21 protein-coding genes and 1 pseudogene are annotated in these 23,703 nt (G+C 47.8%); 10 read left to right on the top strand and 12 right to left on the bottom strand.

Annotation, left to right across the window (positions count from 1 at the left end; genetic code table 11):
• Nucleotides 1-36 precede the first annotated feature (36 nt).
• Nucleotides 37-1,662, bottom strand: coding sequence for a DUF1800 domain-containing protein (locus tag ACO0KW_RS11660; RefSeq protein WP_423053243.1), 1,626 nt, complete (start codon nt 1,660-1,662; stop codon nt 37-39).
• A 253-nt stretch (nt 1,663-1,915) separates the two neighbouring features.
• Nucleotides 1,916-2,776, bottom strand: coding sequence for a head GIN domain-containing protein (locus ACO0KW_RS11655; protein WP_423053242.1), 861 nt, complete (start codon nt 2,774-2,776; stop codon nt 1,916-1,918).
• 288 nt (nt 2,777-3,064) lie between these two features.
• Here ACO0KW_RS11655 and ACO0KW_RS11650 point away from each other — a divergent pair, with 288 nt between their 5' ends.
• The 3 genes from ACO0KW_RS11650 to ACO0KW_RS11640 all read left to right on the top strand — a co-directional run bounded on the left by ACO0KW_RS11650 (nt 3,065) and on the right by ACO0KW_RS11640 (nt 6,231).
• Nucleotides 3,065-4,372 (top strand): dicarboxylate/amino acid:cation symporter, encoded by a 1,308-nt coding sequence (locus tag ACO0KW_RS11650; protein ID WP_423053241.1) that lies wholly within the window; start codon nt 3,065-3,067, stop codon nt 4,370-4,372.
• 174 nt (nt 4,373-4,546) lie between these two features.
• Nucleotides 4,547-4,984 (top strand): helix-turn-helix domain-containing protein, encoded by a 438-nt coding sequence (locus ACO0KW_RS11645; protein WP_423053240.1) that lies wholly within the window; start codon nt 4,547-4,549, stop codon nt 4,982-4,984.
• 2 nt (nt 4,985-4,986) lie between these two features.
• The gene (locus ACO0KW_RS11640; RefSeq protein WP_423053239.1) at nt 4,987-6,231 is read left to right on the top strand and encodes a type II toxin-antitoxin system HipA family toxin; all 1,245 of its coding nucleotides are present in this window, start codon (nt 4,987-4,989) and stop codon (nt 6,229-6,231) included.
• 394 nt (nt 6,232-6,625) lie between these two features.
• Here the strand turns inward: ACO0KW_RS11640 and ACO0KW_RS11635 are convergent.
• Together ACO0KW_RS11635 and ACO0KW_RS11630 are read right to left on the bottom strand one after the other, a co-directional pair.
• A pseudogene (locus ACO0KW_RS11635) lies at nt 6,626-6,907 on the bottom strand (IS3 family transposase); the annotation flags it as partial.
• The gene (locus ACO0KW_RS11630; RefSeq protein WP_423053238.1) at nt 6,885-7,163 is read right to left on the bottom strand and encodes a transposase; all 279 of its coding nucleotides are present in this window, start codon (nt 7,161-7,163) and stop codon (nt 6,885-6,887) included. The pseudogene ACO0KW_RS11635 and the gene ACO0KW_RS11630, both read right to left, overlap by 23 nt.
• Before the next feature lie 155 nt (nt 7,164-7,318).
• On the opposite strand from ACO0KW_RS11630, the gene ACO0KW_RS11625 reads away from it, so the two are divergent.
• From ACO0KW_RS11625 to ACO0KW_RS11610, 4 genes are all read left to right on the top strand, one after another.
• Nucleotides 7,319-8,014, top strand: coding sequence for a helix-turn-helix transcriptional regulator (locus ACO0KW_RS11625; protein ID WP_423053237.1), 696 nt, complete (start codon nt 7,319-7,321; stop codon nt 8,012-8,014).
• Between the two features lie 81 nt (nt 8,015-8,095).
• The gene (locus ACO0KW_RS11620) at nt 8,096-8,467 is read left to right on the top strand and encodes a VOC family protein (RefSeq protein WP_423053236.1); all 372 of its coding nucleotides are present in this window, start codon (nt 8,096-8,098) and stop codon (nt 8,465-8,467) included.
• Nucleotides 8,468-8,482: 15 nt separating this feature from the next.
• Nucleotides 8,483-8,977 carry an EVE domain-containing protein gene (locus ACO0KW_RS11615; protein WP_423053235.1) on the top strand — a complete coding sequence of 165 codons (495 nt, stop codon included), beginning with the start codon at nt 8,483-8,485 and terminating at the stop codon, nt 8,975-8,977.
• Nucleotides 8,978-9,047: 70 nt separating this feature from the next.
• The gene (locus ACO0KW_RS11610; RefSeq protein WP_423053234.1) at nt 9,048-11,357 is read left to right on the top strand and encodes a M28 family peptidase; all 2,310 of its coding nucleotides are present in this window, start codon (nt 9,048-9,050) and stop codon (nt 11,355-11,357) included.
• Between the two features lie 223 nt (nt 11,358-11,580).
• Here the strand turns inward: ACO0KW_RS11610 and ACO0KW_RS11605 are convergent, their stop codons facing one another.
• Entirely contained in the window at nt 11,581-12,063 is a 483-nt protein-coding gene (locus tag ACO0KW_RS11605; protein ID WP_423053233.1) for a low molecular weight protein-tyrosine-phosphatase, read from the bottom strand.
• 120 nt (nt 12,064-12,183) lie between these two features.
• Between ACO0KW_RS11605 and ACO0KW_RS11600 the strand changes: the two genes are divergently transcribed.
• Nucleotides 12,184-13,698 carry a tetratricopeptide repeat protein gene (locus ACO0KW_RS11600; RefSeq protein WP_423053232.1) on the top strand — a complete coding sequence of 505 codons (1,515 nt, stop codon included), beginning with the start codon at nt 12,184-12,186 and terminating at the stop codon, nt 13,696-13,698.
• Here ACO0KW_RS11600 and ACO0KW_RS11595 read toward each other — a convergent pair.
• From ACO0KW_RS11595 to ACO0KW_RS11580, 4 genes are all read right to left on the bottom strand, one after another.
• The gene (locus tag ACO0KW_RS11595; protein WP_423053231.1) at nt 13,695-13,979 is read right to left on the bottom strand and encodes a hypothetical protein; all 285 of its coding nucleotides are present in this window, start codon (nt 13,977-13,979) and stop codon (nt 13,695-13,697) included. The two genes, ACO0KW_RS11600 and ACO0KW_RS11595, sit on opposite strands and share 4 nt — an antisense overlap.
• Nucleotides 13,980-14,067: 88 nt before the next feature.
• Nucleotides 14,068-14,289 (bottom strand): DUF2798 domain-containing protein, encoded by a 222-nt coding sequence (locus ACO0KW_RS11590; protein WP_423053230.1) that lies wholly within the window; start codon nt 14,287-14,289, stop codon nt 14,068-14,070.
• A 20-nt stretch (nt 14,290-14,309) separates the two neighbouring features.
• Nucleotides 14,310-14,699, bottom strand: a complete 390-nt coding sequence (locus tag ACO0KW_RS11585) for an MAPEG family protein (protein ID WP_423053229.1) — start codon at nt 14,697-14,699, stop codon at nt 14,310-14,312.
• Nucleotides 14,700-14,846: 147 nt separating this feature from the next.
• Nucleotides 14,847-15,125 carry a hypothetical protein gene (locus tag ACO0KW_RS11580; protein WP_423053228.1) on the bottom strand — a complete coding sequence of 93 codons (279 nt, stop codon included), beginning with the start codon at nt 15,123-15,125 and terminating at the stop codon, nt 14,847-14,849.
• 249 nt (nt 15,126-15,374) lie between these two features.
• Here ACO0KW_RS11580 and creD point away from each other — a divergent pair, with 249 nt between their 5' ends.
• On the top strand, nt 15,375-16,808 hold the full coding sequence (creD, locus tag ACO0KW_RS11575) for a cell envelope integrity protein CreD (protein ID WP_423053227.1): 1,434 nt from the start codon (nt 15,375-15,377) through the stop codon (nt 16,806-16,808).
• On the opposite strand, the gene ACO0KW_RS11570 is transcribed toward creD, so the two are convergent.
• The gene (locus ACO0KW_RS11570) at nt 16,805-16,957 is read right to left on the bottom strand and encodes a hypothetical protein (protein WP_423053226.1); all 153 of its coding nucleotides are present in this window, start codon (nt 16,955-16,957) and stop codon (nt 16,805-16,807) included. The genes creD and ACO0KW_RS11570 overlap by 4 nt on opposite strands.
• A gap of 168 nt (nt 16,958-17,125) precedes the next feature.
• Here ACO0KW_RS11570 and ACO0KW_RS11565 point away from each other — a divergent pair, with 168 nt between their 5' ends.
• Complete coding sequence (locus tag ACO0KW_RS11565) at nt 17,126-21,082, top strand: sensor histidine kinase (protein ID WP_423053225.1); 3,957 nt, start codon at nt 17,126-17,128, stop codon at nt 21,080-21,082.
• Between the two features lie 107 nt (nt 21,083-21,189).
• Here ACO0KW_RS11565 and ACO0KW_RS11560 read toward each other — a convergent pair whose 3' ends face one another.
• Together ACO0KW_RS11560 and ACO0KW_RS11555 are read right to left on the bottom strand one after the other, a co-directional pair.
• Nucleotides 21,190-23,148 carry a M56 family metallopeptidase gene (locus ACO0KW_RS11560; protein WP_423053224.1) on the bottom strand — a complete coding sequence of 653 codons (1,959 nt, stop codon included), beginning with the start codon at nt 23,146-23,148 and terminating at the stop codon, nt 21,190-21,192.
• Nucleotides 23,145-23,576: a BlaI/MecI/CopY family transcriptional regulator gene (locus ACO0KW_RS11555; RefSeq protein ID WP_423053223.1), complete on the bottom strand. Its 432-nt coding sequence runs from the start codon at nt 23,574-23,576 to the stop codon at nt 23,145-23,147. The genes ACO0KW_RS11560 and ACO0KW_RS11555 overlap by 4 nt, the downstream gene beginning before the upstream one ends.
• Nucleotides 23,577-23,703 lie beyond the last annotated feature (127 nt).

The raw sequence follows: 23,703 nt of genomic DNA, 5'->3' as shown, positions 1-23,703 counted from the left end.
TAGTTTTGCCTGAAAAAAATATTAAATGAAAATCAATTAACGACGCATCATCTCTGGACTTGCCAGCAAAAACGCATTCCACTCTTGTGCTGAAGAGGACTGGCTCAAGGCTTCCTGCGAGCTAGTGCTAAAGCGACTACTGATACTCTTAACGTAGGCGTTTTGTGCGAAACTATTTTTGGCTAATTCACGATGTTCAGCAGTGGTTTCTTGTTCATCGTTTTTGAATAAATTTGGCGCGCCACGGGCAATCAATTTTGCCACATCAAAACGTGCCGTCATCTGTGCTGGGCTGGCCCATGCCATTTCTTTCAGTGGATAGCCATCAGGGGTCTGATGACCATTCGCTTGCTGCCCCAAGGTGTTGATCCAATTGAGTATCGGTCCCGTGTTGGCAATCACTTTATCGGCATACGCCAAGCGTACCGAGGACAACACATAGTGCATCGGGTCTTTAAATTTTTTGCCTAAAGAAGCGACAAATTCCTGGCTCTCAAACATGGTTTGCAGGACGCTGGGAATATCACCATCAGTCTTTAAAAATTGCGCCGCCATGCGTTGCACCAGAGCGCCGGATGGTTCATCTGCCACAAAATACTGCGCGAGTTTTTGACTAATAAACGTCGCCGTTGCGGGTTGTCGTGTGAGCAGATTCAGGACCTGATCCAGTTCGGCAATCCCCTTACCGCTGATCTTCGTGCCTAAAATCATCTTGTCACCAAAATCGTGGCGGGCGGGGTTGAATTCGGTCAATCCCAGTCGGCCATAACCAACCTGGGTGCGCACCCGAGGACGCGCGTTGTCAGCCCTGAGATTGACGCCCAATCCCGTCAGTACGCGTGCCAATTCTTGCACATCAGTCTGGGTGTAACCGCTGCCGACACCCATGGTATGCAACTCTAATAATTCACGTGCGTAGTTTTCATTAATTTTATTCACAGCATTATGTTCGTTATCGAGATAACGCAACATCGCTGGATGCAGCATGGTCGCACGTAGAAGGTCACGGAAATTTCCTAAGGCATGTGGACGTATCGCGCTTTCCTCAAAATCGCCTAACATTGCACGCAAATTTTCTTTGCGATTGGAGATATTGAAATGGTTCATCCAAAACCAATCCATTTGCTCGAATAGCTGATTCGATGAATACACGGCGCGCAAAGTAGAACGCGCTGCGGCTTCACGTGCAATTCGTGTCAATTCTTGTTGATAGGCTTTGCGCAAACTATCGTCAGTTCCCTTCATCTTGGCCGAGGCTTCGCGTTGTTGATCGAGTTCATGCATCATCGTCACAAAGTTTTTTTGCGAAATCGTCATCGCATCAATTTGCGCTTGAATCGCGACCGGCAACTGCGCCTGTCGAGCTTGCAATTGCTGGATCAGGTAAGCATCTGGGCCAGATTGTTTAAGCTGCGCGAGGCTTGCACTAGTCCCGCCCCAGGTCAGTCTTTCCAGTAAGGCATAGGAATCGACGGGTGTTTGTTGGAAAAACTGTGTCGCCGCCAATGGCACTTGCCGCGCAACGCTCACCGCAGCCATGCTTTCAGGTGGCGCAGCAGATCCTGCTTGTTCAGGCGTTCTGGCCTGATGACTGCAGGCACCGATCGTCAATAGCAAACTGAGCGAGAGCACCCTTTGCATACTTGGGAAGTTATTTGGCATTATGCGTTTCCATCAAATTGAAGATTCAGAATGAAGTCTTAGCATAAATCCAGCATCAGCAAAATGCACGACGTATTTGGTAACTTTTAGCGGCGACTGGTAAGAACTTGTAACAAGCATCAGATATGCCTGTCACAATTCATGGCCTAGCACTGCCTGAAAATCTTCTATACGCCAATAACGTAGTAGTAAAAAAGCAAAAAGGCGACAGAACTTGCTGTCGCCTTTTTGACTTACCTGAAGACTTAAAACATCAGTTGATGAAATTAACCCGACGGCCATTCACATTGCGTTGTGCCGGATTGCCGTACACATTGACGCTACCAGACCCATTGCTTTGCGCATTTACATTTTGTGACACTGCTGCCGTCACAGAGCCAGAGCCATAACTATTCAAATCCGCACTCAAGCTCTTCACCGCAGAGAGATCTGCCGAACCAGAACCGTGAGTCTGTGCGACCAGATTGCGTACGTTACCACTGGCATGGACTGAACCGGAACCGTTCACGGTGATTGCCAATTCATTGCCATTTACTGCGCCCAGGTTCAAAGAACCAGAACCTTGCAAATTAATCTTTGCATCTTTACTCATCAAGCCTAAGGCATTGATGCTGCCTGAGCCAGTATTCACGATGTCGATGCGACTCACGCTACCATCCAGATTCACGCTACGGGAACCATTGTTACGTACCGCTAAATTGCCACCGTTCAATCCGTTCACCATCAAACGGCCAGAGCCGTTGGAAGTAATCTCCGTCACAGCTGGTACGGTGTATACAACACGAATAGGATTAGTGCTATTAAATTTTTCGTCGATCCAGATTTTTTGCGTTTCACCGCTGACCTGAGTCTGTACCAGGTTGAGCAAATTACTATCGCCGATGATTTCCAAAGACGGCGCGGCACCCACTCTGACTTCGACTTGCAGTGGACCGCTGACGTTCAATGCAGTCATGCCATTCACCTGGCGTTTGTCGCTTGTAACATCGCCGTTTCCTTTAATCGCATTGCTACTCCAGGCGGATTCAAAACGGGCATCGTTACCGTCTGGTGCGATGATAATGGCGCAACCAGAGAAAGCTAAAATCGAGCAAAGTGCAAAAATAGTACGCATGGTAAGTCTTCCTAATTAAGTTAATTGTGTGCAGAAATTGCGTTGAGGAGTGCACTGTATCGAGGCGTATAGTCCGTTGCCAGTGCAAAGCGATGAACTGTGGAGAATGAGGTTTGAGTTGCGGAAAATTGGGTTCTAAGGGAAAACCCCAATGCGGTTATCCACAATAGACGCTGCCCGCGCCACTCCTGATAATGGGCACAAGGATCGTTCGGCAATACCTTGTTTGATGTGACGAATCATCCTGTTCACCATGTTCAACATGGTCACAATTATCAGGAGACAAGCATGAAACGCTTCACCGGGCATCTTTACTTTTGGGTTTTACTCGCCATTTTTTGTGGCGGTCTATTCGGCTTCCTCGACGCTACCAATGCCGTCAAACTAAAACCTCTCGGTGATGGTTTTATCGCTCTGGTCAAAATGCTGATCAGCCCCGTGATTTTCTGTACCGTCGTGCTGGGTATTGCTGGTGCTGGTGATATGAAAAAAGTCGGTCGCGTTGGTGGCAAGGCTTTAATCTATTTTGAAGTCGTATCGACACTGGCCTTAGGAATCGGCCTAATCGTCGTCAATGTTATACGTCCTGGCGCGGGTTTTAACGTTGACCCAGCCACACTCGATGCGAAAGCCGTCGCCACCTACGCCAAGGCGGCGCATGATCAAAGCACGGTTGATTTCTTGCTCCACATCATTCCTAAAACTTTTACTGATGCCTTTACCGGTTCTGGCGATCTATTACAAGTCTTGTTAGTCGCCGTCTTATTTGGTTACGCCATGATGCGTATGGGTAAAACTGGCCAAGCTGTCCATCTTTTCATCGAAGAAGCCTCACATATTTTCTTTGGCATGATGAATGTCATTATGAAATTGGCGCCACTCGGTGCTGGTGCTGCCATGGCTTTCACCATCGGCAAATACGGTCTCGCCTCTTTAAAACCTTTGGCCGCATTGATGGGCAGCTTCTACCTGACCTGCGCCCTATTTGTGATCATCGTCCTCGGGTCGATCGCCATGCTCGTGGGCTTTAACATCTTCCGCTTCATTGCCTATATTAAAGAAGAATTACTCACCGTATTGGGTACATCTTCTTCAGAGTCGGCCTTAGTACCTTTGATGAATAAGTTGGAAAAAATGGGTTGCTCAAAATCCGTCGTCGGTCTGGTTGTGCCATCAGGTTATTCCTTCAACCTGGACGGCACCAACATCTACATGACGATGGCCGCCTTGTTCGTAGCGCAAGCCTTAAATATCGAACTCACGCTGACCCAGCAATTGACCATGTTAGGTGTCGCCATGTTGACCTCTAAAGGCGCGTCTGGTGTGACCGGCGCAGGTTTCATCACCCTCGCCGCAACCTTGGCGGTCGTACCAACGATTCCTGTTGCTGGCTTAGCACTGATCCTGGGCATCGACCGCTTCATGTCAGAAGCGCGCGCCCTCACCAACTTCATTGGTAACGGGATTGCGACTGTCGTCGTATCGCATTGGGAAGGTGAATTGCAGCATGATGTGATGCATAGGGAGTTGGGAAAACCAAGTACGGTAGCAGTTACAGTGGAAAACCCTATGCTGACAGATAAATTGCCTGCATAGGTTACCCAAATAAGTTTCCTACTTAAGTCGTAAAAAATATGCCACATAAAATAAGCATTAATGTTTTAATTGCCTATTTTATGTGGCACAAATATTCTAAGCGATTTAAAAAATCTCATCAATTGACTCATATAATTGACAAAATTAATTATTTTGCCTACGATATAAGTCATCATGGCAAAAAAATCTCTCACTCTTTATCCAAACCAAACCGCTCAAATGACGGCCTTAGGCGAACGCATTCGTCTTGCCCGACTACGGCGTAAGCTCACCACGACCTTGTTTGCTGAGCGTATGGGTGTTTCAAGAGAAACCTTGCGTAGGGTTGAAAACGGTGATCCCACTGTTGCATTTGGCTCGTATCTAAGTGCACTACAAACGTTAGGCTTGGCGCACGATATCGATCACCTAGCAAATGAGGATGTATTGGGGCGCAAACTACAAGATGTAAGCCTAGCTACAAAATCTAAGCGAAGCAGCATCAGTTCAACATTAAAACTACCCCGCAATACTGGCGTGACTGAAAATACTTTTCAGGTAAATGCACCATCCTTAATCAATCAAATCATGGCGAAATATAAAAATAAGCCCTCATCAGACGATAAGGGATAAACATGGCAAGTCCGTCTACTCTTGTAAAAGTCTGGTTAAATGATGTTGGCTTCATACAGCCAGTATTGATAGGAGAGTTACGGATTTCTGATCACACAGATGCGCCAGCCTCTTTTAGTTATGAAAGCACATGGCTGCAGCACAAAGATGCCTATGCGATCGATCCTTATCTCCCACTGGTCAGTGGACATCAATATCCAGTTCGCGGCACACTCGCAGGCATCTTTCGGGATTCTGCACCAGATCGGTGGGGCCGCGTCTTGATAGAACGCCGAGAATCTTTAAACGCCATCAAAGAAAAAAGAACCAGCAAGACATTATTTGACATCGATTTTTTACTCGCAGTACAAGATGTCTCTCGCATGGGCGGTTTACAATTTCAGGATGGTCAAGGTAGCTTTATTGCTGCCGCAGAATTTGCCGTTCCGCCTGTCAGTCAACTACGTGAATTACAAGCATTGGCAACACGGATACAAGAAGTTGGGATTGAATCTCTACCAGAATACGAGCAATGGCTGGCGATGCTGATGGCACCAGGCTCATCGCTCGGTGGCGCGCGACCAAAAGCCAATTTTCAAGACATCGATGATAGCTTGTGGATTGCCAAGTTCCCCGCACAGGAAGATCGCTACGACATAGGAAAATGGGAATATCTGGCACACCGCCTGGCAAACAACGCTCGCATTCAGGTTCCCCATGCCCGAGTCGAGCAACTCGGTTCTCAGTATCACACCTTCTGCGTGCAACGGTTTGACAGACTTAATCATCAACGCCGCATGTATGCCTCTGCCATGACCATGACGGGCAAACAAGATGGTGAATCCGGCAGCTATTTAGACATCGCTCAAGTCCTCACAGAACACGGCGCACGCGGCTCTATCGAAACCGATTTAGCACAACTATTTAGACGGCTTGTGTTTAATGTCGCCATTGGAAACAGAGACGATCATCTGCGCAATCACGGATTTTTAAGAGACGATTCAGGCTGGCGACTTGCACCTGCCTTCGATATGAATCCCAATCCAGCAAAGCGCGAACACAGCTTACATCTGGGTATCGCAACGACACCAGAAAATGCGCTAGAAGCAGTTGTTTCTACCTATGAATTTTACCGTCTGAACGAACAACAAGCGGCGACCATTCTTGATGAGGTACTCGGTGCTGTGCAGACTTGGCGGGAAGAAGCGAAGAGTTTGCAAATTGCAGCGGCTGAAATTAAACGTATGGAATCTGTGTTTATGATTTAAGTGAGTAGTTAACGGATGCGATGCTACCTCCCCCTTTTTTATAAATTTGAAATGTCAATTCTTAGCGTCCTGAATCTTAGAAAACTGCCCATCTGAAAATAAATATACCCACTTGGTCACGGATTTCATTAATCCATTGCCAGCGGCTTCATAAGTAGTCAGTTGCAGACGCAGCTTCAATTTAGAACATTGAATTTCTGTGATGGAAGCACCTAGTTTCCTCGAGAGTAAAGCACTTAAGTTGGAGTTCGTTAAATCGACAATCATTGTGCGGTTTGTAAATTGGTGTGTGAATTCCAGTTTCTGGATTTTTGGCAAATATCGAAGTTCATAGTGACTATTCTCACAATCCGCTCTTTGTACTATGGACTTCCCCTAATTTCGTAGACAACACTTAACTTCCAAATTGGCGTTGCTCGAATGCTAGGGGACTCATTTGATTGAGATAGCTATGCCGCCGTTTGCGATTGTAGAACACTTCGATGCAATCAAAAATATCTGATCGTGCTTCTTCCCTTGTCGCATAGATTTTTCGTTTGACACGTTCTTTCTTTAGATTACTGAAGAAGGATTCAGCAACTGCATTGTCATAACAATTCCCACGTCGACTCATACTTGGAACAAGTTGATGCTCTTTACAACAGCGAGCAAAATCATCGCTGCCAAATTGACTTCCCGGCCTTTTTTAGGATATCTCGCTCCTCGGTCGTTCTTTTTAGCTCGGCTTTTAAACGTGACATTTCGGCCTTCAAAGCAACAACATCATCGTTTGACGCTATCGATTGCTTTCCGCTACTTTGCCTTAACCATAGATAGAGACTCTTATCTGAGATACCTAACCTTTGCGCTACATCGACCACCTTATGACCACGTTCCTTTATCTGTTTGATCGCTTCAGCTTTAAATTCATCGGTAAATCGACTTTTTCTCATGATGCACTTCCTTCTCAGTTTTTGACGTTATTAAATGTCTACTGAATTAGGGGAAGTCCATATGGATACATCCTCACATCCTGCCAATTTTTGACAGGATAGGCGGATGAGTACGCTACACTATTGCTTCCGTATAGGTAAAAGTGTAGAAAACCATGTCCCGCGCTCAACGCTTACTAGATCTGATCCAAATCTTACGTCGTCATCGTTTTCCGGTGACTGGTACGCAATTAGCGGAGGAATTGGGGATTAGTTTGCGTACTTTGTACCGCGACATTGCGACTTTGCAGGAGCAAGGGGCGAGTATTGCTGGTGAGCCGGGTTTGGGTTATGTACTCAAACCCGGCTTTATGTTGCCGCCTTTGATGTTTTCAGAAGAAGAGATCGAAGCGCTGGTGTTGGGTTCGCGGTGGGTGGCGGATCGTGGCGATGACAGACTGGCAGTTGCGGCGCGCAATGCTTTGCATAAAATTGCAGCCGTCTTACCTGCTGATTTGCGTGAGTCATTAGATACGACCACCCTGCTCGCAGGACCTGACCAGACTAAGGCCGATATCGACACCGGTTTGCCGCTGTTACGTTCGGCGATCCGCAATGAGCGCAAGATATTTCTAAGCTATAAAGACGGTAAAGGCCAATTAAGTCAGCGCATGATTTGGCCGTTTGCACTAGGCTATTTTGAACACGTGCGGGTCTTAATTGCCTGGTGCGAACTGCGACAAGAGATACGACACTTTCGCAGCGATCGTATCGAAGCGTTTGAAGTCTATGACCTGCGTTACCCCAAACGCCGCCAAGCGCTGTTGAAAGAATGGCGCGCTATCGAAGGCATCACTACTGACAGAATCTGACAGTAGCACCCAATATGATGAAAGCTAGTTCACACCAATCGCGGTGTGAATTCACCTTAATTTTTGTTGATTGGGAAAACCATGCCACATCCAAATTTCATCTTGCTCTACGTTGAAAATCCAACGCTCAGCGCCCACTTTTACGCCGATTTACTTGGTACCGCTGCAATTGAAAGCTCACCGACTTTTGCTATGTTTGCCTTAGATTCCGGCGTCATGCTTGGTCTGTGGGCGAAGCACATGGTATTGCCAACTGCCATCGCGGCGGCAGGTAGCCATGAGCTGGCGCTTGCTGTTGAGAATAATCAGGTCGTCGATACGATGGCACAAGATTGGCAAGAACGCGGCATCCATTTAGCGCAGACGCCAACTGTGTTGGATTTTGGCTATACCTTTGTGGGACTCGATCCTGACGGACATCGCTTACGTGTATTTGCCCCTGCCAACAATTAAGTACGGAGGCGTGTCATGAAATACTGGATTGCTGTCGCGTGTGCCGATCATGTAGCGATCGGCCATGCACAAGGCTTCATGCAAGTCTGCCACGGTAAAGCAGGACCTTTGCGGCGCCTGCAGCCAGGCGATTGCGTTGTCTATTATTCCCCAGCACAGACGATGGGCACAGCGCTTGGTAACAAAAACAAATTGCAAAACTTTACGGCAATAGGGACGGTGCGCGAAGGTGCGCCGTATCAAGTCGAGATGGCACCAGGGTTTTGTCCGTTCAGACGCGATGTCGCTTGGCTGAGCTCGCAGCCCACATCGATCTTGCCACTCTTAGATCAATTAGAATTTTCACGCGGGAAGAAGAATTGGGGCTATCAGTTCCGCTTTGGTCTATTTGAAATCAGTGCTCATGACATGGCCTTGATTGCGGCGGCGATGTCGACCAGCGCGCACATGTCAGCACAACAAATGCATCGGCAAGGCGATCTGTTGTTAGAAATCCTCGAAGAGAGCTAGCTGAGCGAAACTTAATTTGCAAGCAGTCGTATTTGGGTCAGAATGCATGCACCACTCTTCGGGAGCTTTCATGTCATTCTTCTTTCCAGCTACTGCCAAACACAAGCACACCTTGATCGCCGTGCTACTGACCTTGTTTTTATTGATCAGCTTTGCTTTATCCAGCGTGCAACCGCCCGCATCCGCGCTGATACCCACGACGCCGGCTACGAATCAATTCTCTTTAAAGGCGGCGCAAACCCAATTGCATGAAATCACGCGCGAGCGGCATCCGGTCGGTAGTCTTGCGCACGACGTGGTACGCGACTATCTGTTGGCAGAAATCAAAGCCATGGGCTTGGAGCCGCAAATCCACAACAGTTTCGCCAGCTTTGAAAAAGGTACGGCAAGTGGTCAGGTACAAAATATAGTCGTGCGGCTACCGGGTCGCAATGCTACGCAGGATCAAAGTAAAAAAGCCTTATTGCTGGTCGCGCATTACGATGCGGTGCCAAATAGTTTTGGTGCGGGCGATGATGGGGTTTCAGTGATTTCTATCTTGCAGACTTTGCGTGTCTTGAAATCGCAAGCCCCTCTAGCCAATGACGTGATTTGTCTGTTGAGCGATGCCGAAGAAGTTGGTTTGCTCGGCGCGGCTGGCTTCGCGAAAGACCATGCATGGATGAAAGACGTCGGCATGTTGCTCAATTTCGATAATCGCGGCAATGCGGGGCCGGTGTTGATGTTTGAACCATCAGCAGGCAATGGCCAATTGATCGCAGGTCTGGCACAAGCAGTGCCAGGCGTGATCAGTAATTCTATGATGTATGAAGTGTATAAAGCCTTGCCGAACGACACGGACTTTACGGTATTTCGCAAGCAAGGAATACCGGGTTTGAATTTTGCGATGATACAAAATATTTCCAGCTATCACACCCGCTATGATCGCTCTGAATTAATTAGTCCGGCCTCGCAGCAGCAACAAGGGGAAATGATGCTGGCATTGGTGCGGCATTTTGGTAATCAGGATTTGACTCAACTCACCGCGGACGACCATGTGTACTTTAGTTTCCCTTTGCTGGGTTTGGTGCATTATCCCGTCACTTATGCTTTGCCGATTGCCTTATTGATCAGCGCGCTGGGTGTTGCGTGTTTTTGGTTGGCGCGTAAGAACGGACAAGTGCGTAGTTTGGCAACTTTGGGCGCGACTGTCGGTTTGTTGCTTGCGCTGCTGGCAATTGGCTATGTCGTCCAAAAGGTGTGGAATTTGGTATTCCACATGTATCCTGCGTATATGGAAATGCATGATCAAGACACTGGCCATTTTTATCTGCTCGCCATGTTATTACTCAGCGCACTGGGATTCGGATTATTACAAAAAGCCGCCAGTCGCTGGATACGTCTACAAGAATGGGCGTACGGCGCGGCCTTAGTCTGGATCGTAATATTGCTGCTGACGAGTGCGCGTTTCCCCGGAGCTAGTTTCTTATTTGCTTGGCCTTTATGTGGCGTTCTGCTTTCCTGGCTGGTCATCAATGTGCGCAAAATAGGGGAAGAGAAAACCGCCTATGTCTGGATCATAGGTGCAGGTAGCGTGGTGGGTATCGTCTTGTTCGCACCTTTGGTGCTACTGTTCAATATTGCTTTGGGGTTCCATTCCATCGGCGTTCCAGTGCTTTTGTTCATCATCCTATTGAGTCTACTAACACCGCTCTGGCAATGGATATTGCAAGAATTACGGGCAGGTTATTTTTTGCTGATTAGCGTCGTCGCCATTATCGCTGGCGCGTTCACGACAGCCGCTTTCCATCGTGAGTTTCCGATTCCACCACAGTTAGTCTATGTCGCCATGCCACAAAGCCAACTCAGCTACTGGCTGACGCCGCAACAGGAAGTGAACACCCAGCTGTTACCGATGTTATCTGGCAACCCTGAACACCGTGCCGTACCAGAATTATTCGGCAAAAACGTTCCGCGTGGCGAATGGGTGTATTGGTTAAAGCCAGCGCCCGAGGCTGGTATCTCGGCACCGGTCTTGAAGTTGGTTTCGGACCAGATCGTCGGTGAGCAGCGTGAAATCACCATCCATATCAGTAGTCCAGACAAAGCGAATAACGCCAGAATACAAGTTGAAGGTGGCAGTGTTTTATCGGCGCGCTTACAAGACTTGGTATTAACTAAAGAAGCGAAAGAAAAATGGGCGACCAGTGTGCACGCTATGCCTGCCGAAGGCGTCGATTTGCACTTGCAGATCGCCAAAGATCAGGCAGCTGCGAGTATGACACTACGGGTCACCAATAGCTTTTATGTATTGCCGCCTACAGCAAAAAATATCGTTGCGCCACCAGCGACTGCGGTGGATTTTGTGGCACAGACGATCAGTAGCTTACAGATTCCTTAGGGCTGGTAATTGGAGCGCGAAGATGCGCATGATTTGAGCAAGAATATCGTCGCTCCTGCGTAGGCAGGAGCCCAGCATCTTTACTTTCTCAACAAACGTCACTGGATTCCTGCCTACGCAGGAATGCCATACTTTACTGCTATTTCGCGACTCTTCTTCGTTCATAATGTCGAAGGATTTGTATAGATCCCTGTGCCTTGAAGTGGAGAATGTTCACACTTTGTCACTCGCTTTTAAGCGCTTTCATCAATCCCTCTGCCGCATCTTCCAAATAATCCAACACGGTATCGAAACCGCGTCCGCCACCATAGTAAGGATCAGGTACCACGTCAGACGGGCTATGACTGGCGTACGACATCATCAATTTCAATTTATGTTGGAACTGCGCTGGGCAAAGTCTTTGTAAGTTGTTCAAATTGTCTTTATCCATCGCGAGAATCAGATCAAATTGTTCAAAATCCTTCTTCGTCACCTGGCGCGCGCGTTGTGTCGATAAATTGTAACCGCGTTTCAAGGCATATTCTTGCGAACGCAAGTCTGGTGCTTCGCCAACATGATAAGCGTGCGTACCTGCAGAATCGATCTGCAGCCGATCCTGCAAACCCGCTGCTGCCGCCTTGCCACGAAATACCCCTTCGGCGGTGGGCGAACGACAGATATTGCCCATGCAAACGAAGAGAATTGCAGTAGCTTTATGTTGATTCATGGTGAGATCGCGGTAAATAAAATGATTAATGATTCTAGCGCGAATTGGTGGCTGCCGTTCTTGCTCTGTGATCTAATGCCAGTTCCATCGTTTTAAAATTTGATCGCTCTCAATACAAGCATGTCTTCTCCCATTCTCACCTTGCTACAACAAGCCATCAGTCACCACCAGCAAGGGCGCTTGCAGCAGGCTGAAGATCTATACGTGCAAGTCTTACAAATCGATCCACGCCAGTTTGATGCCTTGCATCTAATCGGCGTAATCGCCAAACAGCGTGGCGACACCCAAAGTGCGCTCAATTTTTTCGCAAAAGCCATTGCCGTCGATGCGAAGCAAGCGAAAGTCCATTGCAATCTGGGCGCCATTTTTCAAGAAATCGGGAAGGCCGCACAAGCGCTGGCTTGCTATGATTTAGCGCTGAGTCTGCAACATGACTATGCGCTGGCCTGGAACAATCGCGGCAATGCCTTGCGCGAATTGAAACGCTATCAAGAGGCCTTGGAGAGTTTTACCCGTGCGATGGAAATTCAACTCAATTACCCCGAAGCTTTTGTGAATCGCGGTATCTGTCTGCAAGAACTAGCCGAACACGCACAGGCGTTGACCGATTTTGAAGATGCCCTCAAATTACGTGTGGCGTTTCCAGCCGCACATTTTGCCCGTGGCTTTAGTCTGCAACAAATGGGGCTGTACGAAGAGGCGCTGAATGCTTACACGCTGGCTATGCAATCCCAGACTGCGCCAACCGTAGCGAATTTAGCGGCGCTGCACTGCAACCGTGGCATGGTTTTGGCGAAGTTACAGCGCTATTCAGAAGCATTGCTGGATCTGCAACAAGCACAGACATTGCGGCCAGATTTTGGTAATGCCTATCTGCAAGCTGGGCATGTTTATCGCAGTCTGCAAGAACCGGAAGCGGCGATCCAAGCCTATCAAGCCGCTTTACCACTGGCGCAGGATAAGGCACAACGAGAGCAAATTGAATATTGTCTTGCCAGCTTGGGCGCTGTACCAGCGCCGAGTGTCGCGCCGCCGATGTATGTGAAAGAATTATTCGATCAATATGCAGCGCACTTTGATGCACATCTACAAACATTGGCGTATCAGGTCCCACGCTTATTGCAAGATGCTGTGCAAGCGCTTGACGTCACTGAGGTACACCGTGCGCTAGATCTGGGCTGTGGTACAGGCTTATGTGGTGATTACTTGGCTTCTATTTCAGCGCACCTGACGGGAGTCGATTTGTCAGAAAATATGCTGGCCAAAGCACGCGCGCGCAAGGTCTATAAAGAGCTAATTTGTGACGATATTCTGCATTATCTTGCACTGCCTGCAGCGCACTACGATCTGATCGTGGCAGCCGATGTGCTGGTCTATTTTGGACAATTGGATGATTTATTCGGGCTGATCAAAAATAAGCTCACTCCCGGCGCGCACTTTGCATTTTCAGTTGAAGAATCAGTAACTGGTGACTTCCGCCTGCAAGTTTCACAACGTTATGCGCATTCGGCGGCTTATCTCCAGCAACTTGCAGAAGGACATGGACTACAGCTTCGCCACAGCAGTCGTCACAGCGGACGACACGAAGCGCAGCAAGAGGTGCAAAGTTTAATCGTCGTTTTGCAGAAAAATTAGTGTTCCCGCCAGTAGAACAACAGCGCGCACAGTGCCACGCCAACGATCACTAACAGGCGCGTATCATTTCCGATCAAATAGGGGTAGAACATCAACGCTAAGCCACCCCATTTCAGGCGTGGATTGGGCTTCTTACGCCCATACTGAAAACAGTAAAGCCCGATCACGCCAAAGATAATCGACAAGACGATATACGTGGGGCTGGGTAACATGCCGATCATCTCGGCCAGTAGTGCTTCTTCATTCATCATAGAGGGCATCCTTGGAGAATTGGGGTTCACAGAAAGAAACGCCCGCTATGATACTAAACCAGACTGATGGCCAAGAGATAAAAACAGTCAAATTAAGACGAACGGTCGACGTAATTGGCTAGGGCAGTAAGCGCGCCACCAATTTACGGGTGAACGGCGCAAACAACAGCACTAAGGGGAAAGCGCAGGCCCAAGCCACCAAAAAAGCGCGCATCCAACGTAGTACGAAGCCATAGTCAAATCCGGTATTTAAGGCAGTCAAAATACCAGACATACAAAACGCCATCAGCATAGACATGATGAAGGCAAAACTCAGTTGCTGTTTCTTTTCTTTGGTCATCGTGTAAGGGAACTCAGCAATTATTGAAAAAATAGGGCAACACTCACACCCAGACCACCAAACCAGATCAGCGAACGGAGTGTGGCGCGATTACTCAAGTACGCAGCCACATACAAGCATCGGAAGAGGACGAAGGCTATCGCCAAACCGTCCACAGTCGCTTGGTTCGCCTGTGCCTGCTGCGCAAGCAAAACGCCGGCAATAAACAAAGGTAAGGCTTCAAACCCATTATTCTGTGCGGCGATCGCGCGTTTCTGCCAGCCGTCGAGTTTTGCCTCCCACTCGCGCGGTTGCGCGTTGTCGTATCCGCCGTTGCGGCGTGAAAGCTTGCGTCCACTAGCTTTTGCCAGCGCGACAGTGATCACCGGCAGCAAACACGCCGCTAGCACACTCCAATTTGCGATACTCATTTGATAGTCTCCTCTTATAGATTTAACCTAGCCTGTCACACTTGTCACACTTATCACACTAGGGGCACCTATCTTAATGGAATTTGGCAACGTCATTTCGAGCGTGTCTTCTAATTCACTGACACGGTTTGACAGGGACGACTCCCCTCAGTTCGCTTGTGGAGCTGGCTTACGGCAGCCCGGTAATTCCGCACGCCAAGCTTTATAAGCGCAGGTGATGGTCGCCAATATCCAAACGCCGCTCAACGCCGTATCAATGACACTGTCGCGTGTGCTGCATTTTGCATCTAGCTGACAATCGACGCTGACGAGTAAAGCTCCGAGCAATGAAATGCCGGCAAACGCACCGCAGGCATAGCCAAGCGCACAAAGTACACGGCGTGCGACGGAAGGATATTGACGATCTGAATCGAGTTTGGCATTCATACTTTGCATAGCAGGATTAGAAATTATGGTTACAAATTATCACTATCAATCATTCCATCATAACGCTTTCTCAGGGCGATCGCCAAGTTGCGCATCCGTCTAACTCGCTGAACTTCAACATATTTAACAATGCCACTAAGTCCAGCCTAACATCGCTTCACATTCAGCACACAAACTTAGGGTCTCACTTCATCTTCAGCACATTCGCGTTTTCTATAGTAGCGGCTCTTCTTTCACATGGAGTTCACGATGCAAAAAACCTTATTCATAAAGTCACTGACTGTCGGCTTATTAATGCTCATTATCGGTATTCCATTGATGATGATAGAAAATACGATTAACGCTCGCCTCCAATTTCGCAACGAAGCGGTACGGAGTATTGCCGCGGATTCAGTGGGACAACAAAGCCTGTTGGGACCGATTTTAGTGATTCCTTACAGCGAACATTATGAGGAAGAGGAAATTATTGATTCGGGCACCAAACGTAGTGTGATACGGCAACGCGTGTTAACCAAACGCCTATTCGTGTTTCCGAATACGCTCAAGATGCAATCGAATATCGATACCGATCAACGTTATCGGGGCATCCATAAGGTCCTGGTGTATAACAGCCTGCATAAACTCAACGGCAGTTTTCATCTACCCGATCAATCGGCATTTGTACGTGAAAAGGCTGCCTCGCGCCTGCAATTCGATACGCCGTTCGTCAGTCTGGGCTTAAGTGATACCCGAGGTTTGAAAAATGTTCCCACCATCGCATGGGATGGGCGCAACTACGAATTCCAACAAAATAGTCAACTACATTACTTTAAACAAGGCTTACATGCGCCACTGGAAAAACTCGATCTCAGCATCACCAGAGATATCGATTTTGAGTTTGACCTGAGTATCGATGGCATAGAACAGTTCGCACTCATCCCCATCGCCAAAAATAATCAAATCACCGTGCGTTCAAAATGGCAACATCCACAATTTTTCGGCCGTTTTTTGCCCTCGCCTAAAGACCGCAAAATCGATGTGAATGGCTTCAATGCGACTTGGAATATTTCTTCTTTATCGAGCGATGCACAACAACAATTCTTAGCGACACAATGTTGCCAGGCGGCTGAAAAACCAGCGTCTGCCAATGTCGACGGACTCGTTACCCCAGCACAAAATGTGGGACAAATTGATAGCTTTGGGGTAGCGTTTATCGAACCAGTCAATATTTACAGCCAATCAAACCGCGCTATTAAATATGGCTTGCTATTTGTTGCCTTAAGTTTCTCTGCCTTCTTCTTGTTTGAAATTTTGAAGCAACTGCCTATCCACCCTGTGCAGTACGCCTTAGTCGGGCTCGCACTGGTCTTGTTCTTCTTACTGTTAGTCAGTTTGTCTGAGCATATTCAATTTATCTGGGCCTATGCAATTTCCAGCTTTGCTTGTTTAAGCCTGATTAGTTTCTATCTGTGTTACGCGCTACGTAGCTGGCAACGAGGTATAGGTTTCGGCGCAGCGCTAAGTTTGCTGTACGGTGCCTTGTTTGGCTTGCTGCAATCAGAAAATAACGCACTAATTCTAGGTAGTATTTTATTGTTTTGCGTATTAGCCGCGATCATGTTGGTGACGCGCAAAGTCGATTGGTACCAGGTTGGAAAAACGATTCCCGCGACGCTCACATCAAACGGGGTAGTAGGTTCTTAATATGCCTTAAATTCTGGCACGCCCTCTCCCAGATCTTGCAACATCAAAGGAGAGGGTTTCTCCCTATCATTAACAGCGGATGCCTTTATCCACGCCAACGTGGTTTCAAAGGCAGGATCGCGACATTTCAAATTAACTTTATTTTTCAATATTCCTCTGTGCGCCCTCATACGCTTTTTTTCGAAAAAGCCACGATTCAGAAAATGCAGATGCATCGCCTGCATTTGTGGTCTAAGATACTCATAGACAACCATAGTCTAGGTGCCTTTTGTCCTTAATCTGTCTAGCTCAATCCACACTCGCAAGCATAACTTTTCATGAAGATAAGTTTTCAGCTGTTTCGATTGCTGTCTCACTGGCACCGTCTGTTTGCGCTGCTGGTGTGTACGTTCACGTTACAGCTGAGTTTTGCAGCCAACTTAGGTTCACTGCGTTTTGAACACGTCGGTCCTGAACAAGGTTTTCCCTACCAATCCATTTCGGCGATTACCCAAGATCAATTAGGATTCATGTGGCTTGGAACACAAGCTGGTCTGATCAAATTTGATGGATATCGCGCGACAGTATTTCGAAGTGATCCGCTCGACCCACGATCCCTCAGTGACAATTTTATTTCTGCCTTGTATGTGCATCATGACGGCGGTTTGTGGATAGGTACTCAATCTGGATTGAGTCTTTATGATCCACAGCAGAATCGCTTTACTAATTTTCAACGTCGCGGTAAGAATGCTAGCTTCACTGGAAATTACAAAATTTACGCCATTGTAAATGACGGTAATGATGGTCTATGGCTCGCCACAGATTACGGCCTCATGCATTTTGATATGCGCCAACAGAGCTTTGAAGACTACCGGCATGATAAAGATAATGAAAATAGTTTACGTGATGACCTGATCACCGATTTAGTGCGTGACGCGAATAATCAACTTTGGATAGGCACACCAGTTGGTCTTGATAAATTTGATCCTCGTAGCAAAAATTTTGAACACATCAATACCAACTTGAACAATCGTGCAACGCTGCGCCAGAACAATATTGTCTCGATCTCCATCGATAAGAATCAATTGCTCTGGATCGGCACAGATGCAGGATTGGCAAAACTAGATTTAACGAACCAGGAAAGGACCATTCAAGCAGTTGGTGATCAAGAAGGTTTTGATCTGTCACATATTCAAACTTTGTATCATGATCAAAACGACACCTTGTGGATAGGAACGGTCAATCAAGGGTTGATGCGTTATCTCAAACACAGCGGACAGTTTGAACTATTTCGCCATCGTCCCTTAGATCCCAACAGCCTGTTACACAATCATGTCAGTAAGATTTTTCAGGATCAGACAGGCGTTTTATGGGTGGGGGCACGCTCCTCCGGTTTGAGTAGAGTTGATCTCGTCAGTGGCGGTTTCGACCGCTTTGTACAGCTGCAGGATGATGCTACCGGCACCAGTGATAACCGGATACGCGCGATTACCTCAGCGGGCAAACATCACCTTTGGTTAGGCACCTATGCTGGTGGACTATTAAGGATGAACTTACTGAACCGTCAGGTCGAAGTCTGGCGTAAAGATACGAACAAAAAATGGGGCTTACCAGACAACCAAGTCGCTAGTTTTTTGCCACAAAAAGACGGCAAGATCTGGGTCGGCACGCGCTCAGGCCTAACGCTGTTTGATCCTGTTCAAAATACGTTTTCCCCTGCGTATATCAGCGACGACACCAATGATAACTACATAGAGCGGATGATCTTTGACCATATCGGCACCATGTGGGTCACTAGTCGCGGCGGCTTGCATCGTCGGTTGGTGGGGCAACAACACTTCACTACCTTTCGCCATGATACAAACGACCCTGACAGTCTGGTGAATAACTGGGCGCTGTCGATTTTAGAAGACTCACGCGGCACGATCTGGATAGGTAGCATGAACGGCCTCGATTACTTTGATCGGGAAAATGAAAAATTCATCCATTTACGCCACGATGATAAAGATAAAAATAGCCTGAGTCATAATCGCATCCACGCCTTATTTGAAGACAGCAAAAAGCAACTTTGGGTCGGTACCTCGGGTGGTTTAAATCGCTTGGAGCAGATGGCGGATGGAAAAATTCGTTTTCACTTTTATCCGACCAGAGCCGATGGTTCTGCAGAATCGGTTGGCGGCATCTTGGAGGATAAGTTCGGCAACATCTGGATCAGCAGTACCGCTGGCATTTCCCGCCTTGATGTCCGTACTAGCCACTTCAAAAATTACACCGATAAAGATGGCATGATACAGGGATCATTTTTGATCGGTTCTGTCTATTTGTCAGACGATGGCACCATGAATTTCGGAGGCTGGAACGGTATTACGCGTTTCAAACCAGAGAACATTTCAGACAATGCCGTTCCACCACGCGTCATCATCACCGATTTCTTATTATCAAATCAATCGATCAACAAACTGACAAGAGACGGTGTACCCCGTCTGCAAGGATCGATACACGATGTCAAAGAAATTCATCTGAATTATCTTGATTCGATTTTTTCTATTGAATTTGCCGCCTTACATTTTGCCGATCCTGGCGAGAACCACTATGCCTATCAACTGATAGGCTTTGATCCTAGCTGGGTCGCGACAGATGCCAAAAAACGTTTTGCGACCTATACTAACCTCGACCCGGGGCGTTATGTATTTCGCGTCAAGGCAAGCAATAAAAATGATGTGTGGAATGACGAAGGCATTTCACTCGTCATTAATATCGCGCCGCCGTTTTGGAAAACATGGTGGTTCAGATTAGTTTTGATCATATTGCTCATCAGCCTCACCTATGCGTTTTTCTTGTTCCGGGTACGTCAATTGCTCCAGCAAAAATTGTTACTAGAAGAACAGGTCATTCATCGTACGCAAGAATTGCAGAATCAAAAAATCGCGGTTGAAAAGCAAAAAGAAACGCTGGAGCATGCCCATAGAAATATCTCTTTACTGAGCGAAATTGGTAAAGAAATTACCGCCACTTTAGATACCAATGCGATTATCGAATTGCTGTATCGAAACGTGAATGACTTGATGGATGCCACCGTTTTTGGCATTGGTTTTTACGATCCCGAACGCGCCGTCATAGAGTTTCCTTTTGTCATCGAAGCTGGCAAAGCCTATGCGCCTTATACGCGTGATTTTTCAAATAAGAATCAATTTCCCGTATGGTGTATCGAGAATAGAAAAGAGCTCTTCATTTCGGATCTGTACAGTGAATATCACCTCTACATTCAGGATCTGGCATTTACAGAAAATCCAGAGAGTTGGGGTGCGGTAATGAAGGACGGCAAGAGCACAACGAGCACGACGACCCCGCTCTCGATCTTGTATGTTCCATTTTTCGTTAAGGGCAATATTCGCGGTGTTGTTGGTGTGCAAAGCTATCAAACGCATGCCTACCAGTTAACCGATCTGGATATTTTGCGCACCCTTGCGTCCTACTTCGGTATCGCTCTCGATAACGCGGAAGCGTACCGCCAATTACAAGAGACCCAAGCGCAACTAGTAGAACGTGAAAAACTGGCTGCTCTCGGATCACTGGTGGCGGGCGTCGCGCATGAACTAAATACCCCATTGGGCAATAGCTTGTTAATTGCCAGTGCGATTGAAGACAATATTCACCAGATCACCGAAAAAATTGATGCCGGCCCGGTGAAACGCTCGGACTTCAAAAATTTTGCCAATCGCTGCCTAGAAGCCTGTACGCTCTTGATGCGCAGCCTACACACCAGCGCCAATTTGGTCAGCAGCTTTAAGCAAGTTGCCGTCGATCAGGCCAGTGCACAGGCGCGTACTTTTAATTTGAAGATAACCACCACGGAAATCATCGCCACCATGATGAACCAGGTGCGCTTATCAGAGCACCAGCTGCAGATCGATATCCCCGAGGATATAGAAATGCATAGTTATCCGGGACCGTATGGACAAGTGCTGATTAATCTTTTACAAAACGCGATCCTGCATGGGTTTGAAGGCCGTACGCAAGGCCAAATGAAGATCAGTGCGCAAGTGATTGCGACTGACCGGGTGCAAATCAAATTCGAGGACAATGGGGTCGGTATCAAGGCCGATAATCTGCATCGGATTTTCGAACCCTTCTTTACCACCAAGCTCGGTCACGGCGGCTCGGGCTTAGGTTTGAACGTGACATACAATATCGTCACATCATTACTCGGCGGACACATCCGTGTAGAAAGCGTGATCGGTGAAGGTACCGTCTTCACGATGGAATTACCACTCAATGTAGACGGCGAGAGCTGATCCGCTAAGACTGACCGAAGAGATAGACACCACAGGCGCAGCGCATACTGAGCCTATGGTGCTGTCTCACCAACACAAATTAACTACGACCAAAGATTCGCCAAGACTCAAGCACCAGCAGCTGGCGTGACTGGCAGCGCCAAGCGTTTTTGTTTGGCATTCTGAATTAATTCCAGAATTTGTTTTTCAGCCTGTTGCGACAGCGCTTCCATCTTTTTGCCCAACTGGTCCATTTGCTTACCTAATTCATCCATGGGCTTGGCCGCTTCTTCCATCTTCTTACTCAGTTCTTGCGCAGGTTGCAGTGATTGTTCTAGTCGTTGCTGAGTTTGTAGCTGTTGACGTTGCATCAGCTTGTCGTTCCTGTGCATCTTAGCGGCGACAGCTTGGAATTTTGCTTGTTGCTGCGACAAGTTATCCAATGCTTGTTGACGCGCTTGTGGTGTCGTCGCCTTTTCTACTTTGGCGGCGGCAGCTTCCAGCTTCTCTTCATATGCGGCGAGCTTCTTTTCATACGCACGCAAACTCGCTTCCACTTCGATATCAATTGCACGCTCATCCACTGACAGAGCCGCCATTTCAGCACCCAATTTCTCCATTACTGTGCCGTATTGCTCCATTTTTTTGCCATGTTGTTCCATTTGTAAGCCTAACTCTTCAACTGGCTTATACGCGGCTTCCGCTTGACTCAAAATTTCTGGATCCTTGATCCAATAAGATTGACCCTTTTCAGAGAACCACAAAAATTCTTCCGCATGCTGGCGCTTCAATTTTTCGATTTCTGCCATACCACTTCGACTAGTATGAACAAAAGTATTGTGTTCACCACGCTGTTTCACCAAAGCAAAATTGGTATCTTTATCGGACACTCGACCAGATTTTGTCGGAGTCGCGGTGGGCTTATTGATATCAGGATTGGCGAGATTGGTACTTAAACTTGCCCCCGAGACGACGCTTGAAGTCGGGCTCACTGCGGCGGTCGCAGTAAGGCTCGATGGTGTACCTAAATTGGTGTTCACAGTATGCGCTTGCGCAAATAATGCAAGACAAGTTGCGCCTAAGGCTAAACCCGGAAAGACAATTTTCCAACCCGCGGTATTGACTGTTGAATCGGGTTGAACCAGACGTTTGATACGTAACATAAGATTTCCTCCATGTGCCACTTGGGCTAGTTGAGGGTGGGTGAACTGGTATCGCTCCAGCTCGGATAATGCAAGTGCAAGGCGCCGCGGTTCGCCTAACAAGCTTGCGGCTAAATCATCGGCGATTTGTTCGCGTTCTTGCCGGATTTGACGAGACAACCACCATACTGCTGGATGGTAGAACAGGACAATCTCTATCAAGCTCTGCAACAAATTCACCAGGTAATCAAAACGCTTAATATGTGCCACTTCATGCGCTAGTAAAGCTTCTATCAATTCGACCGGCATCCCCGTCAACAAGGCACTCGGCAAAATCACCATCGGGCGCCACCAACCTGCCGTCACAGGAAATTCCAAACGATCTGACAAGCCAAAACGCAATGTCGTCGTCATTCCCATCGCTGCCGCCATGCGCTGTAACTTTGCCTGCCAGATGGCATCCGGCTGTTGGGCGGCTAGCTGCACTTGCTGCGTTACCCAACGCACCCCCGCCAGCATGCGCATCAGTAAAACCAAAACGCCACTCAACCAACCCAAGACGAGATGGGGAAGGTAGTCAGGCAAGCCAGACAAGGAGGCAAAATTCATTAGGGAATTGATGGACGACTGAGCCGACCCCATCACAGATTCCGTGCCAAGATCTTGCGCTCGCTGCGCGAAAACGTCCGTCGGACCAGAAGCAACATTGCCGATTCCCGTATTGCCTGCATCGAGGATCGTAGGGGCATGCTGCAGCAAATACAGCAGCGGTAACAACAGGCACAATAAGAGAGCGAAACAAGCAAAGGCATAACGCGTTTGCGCTGAATGGCGGCGCAAGAGTCGCAATACGACCGCGCTCGCCGCGACGATCACACAACCTTGCCAGACAAAATGCAGCAGTGCCATCGCTAACACGGCGATCCATTCTTGGAGATGCGTCATGATGATTTATCCTCATGCAAAAAGGCTTGAATTTCAGCACGGTCTTCTTCGCTCACATGTTCTTTCAAGGCCGCCATAATGAGCTCTTTGCCAGAGCCGGAGAATGCACGGTGAATAAAATCTTTGAGCAAATTAGTTTGCAATTTTTCTTGCGGCTGCGCGGCGGCATACACGTGCGATCGGGCGCTTTCGTCGCGGCTTAACAAACCATCGGTGTGCATGATTTGTAACTGACGCAATACGGTCGCCTGATTAATTTCAGGTCGATCTGCCTGCACTCGTTCGAACACTTGTTTCGCGGTGGCAGGGCCGTCACGCCATAAGACGCGCAACAAAGCGAGTTCGGCCGAGGTCGGCTTACGACTGGCCTTGCTCAGTGTCGTGTTCGGTGTCGCCGTCTCGGCAGGTGTGTTTTTTGTGGTGCGCATACTATTTCCTTAATCGATATGGATAGCATAGACCATCTAGAAGATTTTTTCTAGAACTATTTTTCTAGTTGGTGATATTTATTTTTTTGAGGGATAGACATTCAACATAATCTTGATTCTGTGCGAA

Source organism: Undibacterium sp. Ji22W, from assembly GCF_049340305.1.
Taxonomy (GTDB): domain Bacteria; phylum Pseudomonadota; class Gammaproteobacteria; order Burkholderiales; family Burkholderiaceae_D; genus Undibacterium.
The sequence above is the reverse complement of the archived record's forward strand: the minus strand, read 5'-3'. Positions and strand labels throughout refer to the sequence as shown.

Excerpts from the sequence above, each read along its gene's own strand:
- ACO0KW_RS11660 (WP_423053243.1), bottom strand. The coding sequence starts at position 1,662 with ATGCCAAATAACTTCCCAAGTATGCAAAGGGTGCTCTCGCTCAGTTTG.
- ACO0KW_RS11655 (WP_423053242.1), bottom strand. The coding sequence starts at position 2,776 with ATGCGTACTATTTTTGCACTTTGCTCGATTTTAGCTTTCTCTGGTTGC.
- ACO0KW_RS11650 (WP_423053241.1), top strand. The coding sequence starts at position 3,065 with ATGAAACGCTTCACCGGGCATCTTTACTTTTGGGTTTTACTCGCCATT.
- ACO0KW_RS11645 (WP_423053240.1), top strand. The coding sequence starts at position 4,547 with ATGGCAAAAAAATCTCTCACTCTTTATCCAAACCAAACCGCTCAAATG.
- ACO0KW_RS11640 (WP_423053239.1), top strand. The coding sequence starts at position 4,987 with ATGGCAAGTCCGTCTACTCTTGTAAAAGTCTGGTTAAATGATGTTGGC.
- ACO0KW_RS11630 (WP_423053238.1), bottom strand. The coding sequence starts at position 7,163 with ATGAGAAAAAGTCGATTTACCGATGAATTTAAAGCTGAAGCGATCAAA.
- ACO0KW_RS11625 (WP_423053237.1), top strand. The coding sequence starts at position 7,319 with ATGTCCCGCGCTCAACGCTTACTAGATCTGATCCAAATCTTACGTCGT.
- ACO0KW_RS11620 (WP_423053236.1), top strand. The coding sequence starts at position 8,096 with ATGCCACATCCAAATTTCATCTTGCTCTACGTTGAAAATCCAACGCTC.
- ACO0KW_RS11615 (WP_423053235.1), top strand. The coding sequence starts at position 8,483 with ATGAAATACTGGATTGCTGTCGCGTGTGCCGATCATGTAGCGATCGGC.
- ACO0KW_RS11610 (WP_423053234.1), top strand. The coding sequence starts at position 9,048 with ATGTCATTCTTCTTTCCAGCTACTGCCAAACACAAGCACACCTTGATC.
- ACO0KW_RS11605 (WP_423053233.1), bottom strand. The coding sequence starts at position 12,063 with ATGAATCAACATAAAGCTACTGCAATTCTCTTCGTTTGCATGGGCAAT.
- ACO0KW_RS11600 (WP_423053232.1), top strand. The coding sequence starts at position 12,184 with ATGTCTTCTCCCATTCTCACCTTGCTACAACAAGCCATCAGTCACCAC.
- ACO0KW_RS11590 (WP_423053230.1), bottom strand. The coding sequence starts at position 14,289 with ATGACCAAAGAAAAGAAACAGCAACTGAGTTTTGCCTTCATCATGTCT.
- ACO0KW_RS11585 (WP_423053229.1), bottom strand. The coding sequence starts at position 14,699 with ATGAGTATCGCAAATTGGAGTGTGCTAGCGGCGTGTTTGCTGCCGGTG.
- ACO0KW_RS11580 (WP_423053228.1), bottom strand. The coding sequence starts at position 15,125 with ATGAATGCCAAACTCGATTCAGATCGTCAATATCCTTCCGTCGCACGC.
- creD (WP_423053227.1), top strand. The coding sequence starts at position 15,375 with ATGCAAAAAACCTTATTCATAAAGTCACTGACTGTCGGCTTATTAATG.
- ACO0KW_RS11565 (WP_423053225.1), top strand. The coding sequence starts at position 17,126 with ATGAAGATAAGTTTTCAGCTGTTTCGATTGCTGTCTCACTGGCACCGT.
- ACO0KW_RS11560 (WP_423053224.1), bottom strand. The coding sequence starts at position 23,148 with ATGACGCATCTCCAAGAATGGATCGCCGTGTTAGCGATGGCACTGCTG.
- ACO0KW_RS11555 (WP_423053223.1), bottom strand. The coding sequence starts at position 23,576 with ATGCGCACCACAAAAAACACACCTGCCGAGACGGCGACACCGAACACG.